General features: G+C 42.9%; 2 protein-coding genes and 1 pseudogene. All 3 read left to right on the top strand.

The features are described 5' to 3' along the window. A pseudogene (locus RMO55_RS07440) lies at positions 1-532 on the top strand ((2Fe-2S) ferredoxin domain-containing protein); the annotation flags it as partial. Positions 533-542: 10 nt separating this feature from the next. Further along, positions 543-1,787 carry an ABC transporter substrate-binding protein gene (locus tag RMO55_RS07445; RefSeq protein WP_310425445.1) on the top strand — a complete coding sequence of 415 codons (1,245 nt, stop codon included), beginning with the start codon at positions 543-545 and terminating at the stop codon, positions 1,785-1,787. Positions 1,788-1,790: 3 nt separating this feature from the next. After that, on the top strand, positions 1,791-2,647 hold an 857-nt coding region (locus tag RMO55_RS07450; protein ID WP_310425447.1), incomplete at its 3' end, for an iron ABC transporter permease.

Here is a 2,647-nt window from a genome sequence, read left to right on the forward strand (position 1 = left end):
AGCTTTATACCGACGATTGAATGCTGATGGTGAAGCGCGGAGTTGGGGGATTCAATTCTGGAATGGTGCAGGAATAAAAATGATGACATTATTTTTGCCTAATGCCTTTTTGGGTGAAGGGGAAGATTTATTACCAGAGCATAAACCCGATTTAGCTAAGTTAGGATTATACGACAGGTTACGGCAGATTTATGTGTTGGGGACGCTGGATATTCCCTATGAAACCAATCCTTTGATTCGTCCTTATATCTCAGTTTGTCGCTCCTCTCGGTGCAATGCCGGACGCGATTGGAAACCAGTCTATGAGGCTCTAGAACAACAGTTGAAAGAATCGGGTTTAAATACCGAATTAATAGTTTCCGGTTGTCTGGAGGTCTGTAAGATGGGGCCAATAGTGTTTTATTCGGGTGACGATCGCGCTCCCGAACATACTTGGTATGCACGAGTAACTCCCGATGTGGCAAAGGAAATTGTCTGCAAACATTTAGGAGAGAATCAAAAAGTGGAAAAACATTTATATCCGCAAACATAACTGCGATTGTATGCGCCAAAAAGTTCACTCACGCAAGGTTAAAAGTTTTCGAGGTTTATTGTTGCTTGCTTGGTTATTATGGATATCACTGTCAGCTTGCAACCGACAAACCTCGAAAACTAAATCTCCACAATCTAGTTCGGTTGCTAAATGTTCGACAGCTTACGATCCCAATGTCGATTATTTCCCTAATAAGGTGAAAGTAACCGAGGCGAAAGGATTTACAGTTGAATATCATCGTAACTATAAAGTGGTATCAGTCAAAAATCCTTGGCGGAATGCTGATACCACTTTTCAATATGTATTAGTTCAATGCAATACGCCTATTCCATCGGGATTTGATAAATCTCAGATCGTCCAGGTGCCTATTAATTCAGTAGTAGTCATGTCTACAACTCATTTACCCTTATTAGATAAATTGGGTTTAGTCGATCGATTAATTGGAGTCAGCGATTTCAAGCAAGTTAATACACCTAGTGTGGTTGCAGAAATCAAAGCCGGAAAATTGAAGGAAGTCGGTAGGAGTAATAATACTAATGTCGAGAAAGTTCTAGAAATTAGACCTGAGCTAGTTACTACCTATGGAGTCGGTAATCCGAAATCAGATAGTCATCCCAAATTAATCGAAGCAGGTTTACCAGTCGCGATTATTGCTGAATACATGGAGTCTTCGCCTTTGGGGAGGGCGGAATGGTTGAAGTTTATGGCATTATTTTTTAATCGGGAGACGGAAGCAGAGCGAGTATTTAGTCAGATGGAAAGTAGATATAATTCGATCGCCAAAATCGCCAGCCAAGCTAAAAATAAGCCCACAGTTTTCTCAGGTTTCGATAGTCGGGGTACTTGGTATATTCCTGGCGGTGATAGTTATGCAGCGAAATTTATTGCCGATGCAGGAGGTGATTATATCTGGAAAGACGATCGATCGACTGGTAGTCTAAATCTGAGTTTCGAGCAGGTATTCGATCGAGCGCAGTCAGCAGAAATTTGGGTTAATAGTAGTCAAGCTTGGAAGAGTGTTAATGATGTAACTAATACCGATCGCAGGTACACCAAATTTAGGGCGGTGAAAGATTCAAAACTATTCAATCCGACGGCAAGAATGAATGCAACTGGTGGCAATGATTTCTGGGAAGGCGGAACCGCAAATCCCGATGTTGTGTTGGCAGATTTAGTTAAGGCTTTACATCCAGAATTATTGCCGCAACATCAATTTGTTTATTATCGCCCTTTAATTAAACAAGCTATTAAGTAAATCATGCGTGAAAAAACAACTCCTCAACCGATCGAAGATCGAGAATGGATGCCGATTCATCCAGCACCACCAAAGATCGATAGACAGCCACCAACTAGATTAAGAAAGGGGAAAATAGATCGTCGATCGATTGTTTTAGGATTATTATTTATCCTCCCCATTCCAATTTTCTTGACTAGTTTAGCAATGGGTTCGGTATCGATTCCCCTGGGCGATGTCGTCACCATTTTGCTCGGTGGTATTCCCCAAAAAGAGTCCTGGAGCGATATTGTCATTCAATTTCGACTACCCAAAGCGATTACCGCCATCTTAGCCGGAGCTGCTTTATCTACCAGCGGATTGCAATTACAAACCCTATTTAATAACCCCTTAGCAGGGCCATCCGTACTAGGAATTAGTGCGGGGGCTAGTTTGGGCGTAGCTTTAGTTATCTTGGGTACGCAACTATTTGGAATTAGTTTAGCTAGTTTAGGCGCGATCGGGAGCTATGCTACGATTATTGCTGCTTGTGTGGGCGCGGGAATCGTGACAGGGCTAGTAATTATCGTCGCGCGGCGAGTGCAAAGTTCGACTAGCTTACTGGTGCTGGGGCTGTTATTCGGCTATGGTACTGGGGCGATGGTGGAACTGTTGCTCTATTTTAGTACCGCCGAGCCTGTCAAATCTTATCTCAATTGGACGACGGGTAGTTTTGGTGGGGTGACTTGGGAACAGTTACCAATGATGAGCATCGGCATTTTGAGTGGTTTAATCCTAGCAATCCTCGTTGCGCCATCGCTCAATCCATTGCTATTGGGAGAAAACCAAGCTCAAAGTCTGGGAATTTCGATCGAGCGTTTACGCCTACTCGTACTAATTAG

Origin of the sequence: Chamaesiphon sp. VAR_48_metabat_135_sub (assembly GCF_031418915.1) — a bacterium.
GTDB lineage: Bacteria > Cyanobacteriota > Cyanobacteriia > Cyanobacteriales > Chamaesiphonaceae > Chamaesiphon.

Bases quoted from the DNA above. Each gene is read 5' to 3' on its own strand.
- RMO55_RS07445 (WP_310425445.1), top strand. From the start codon at position 543: ATGCGCCAAAAAGTTCACTCACGCAAGGTTAAAAGTTTTCGAGGTTTA.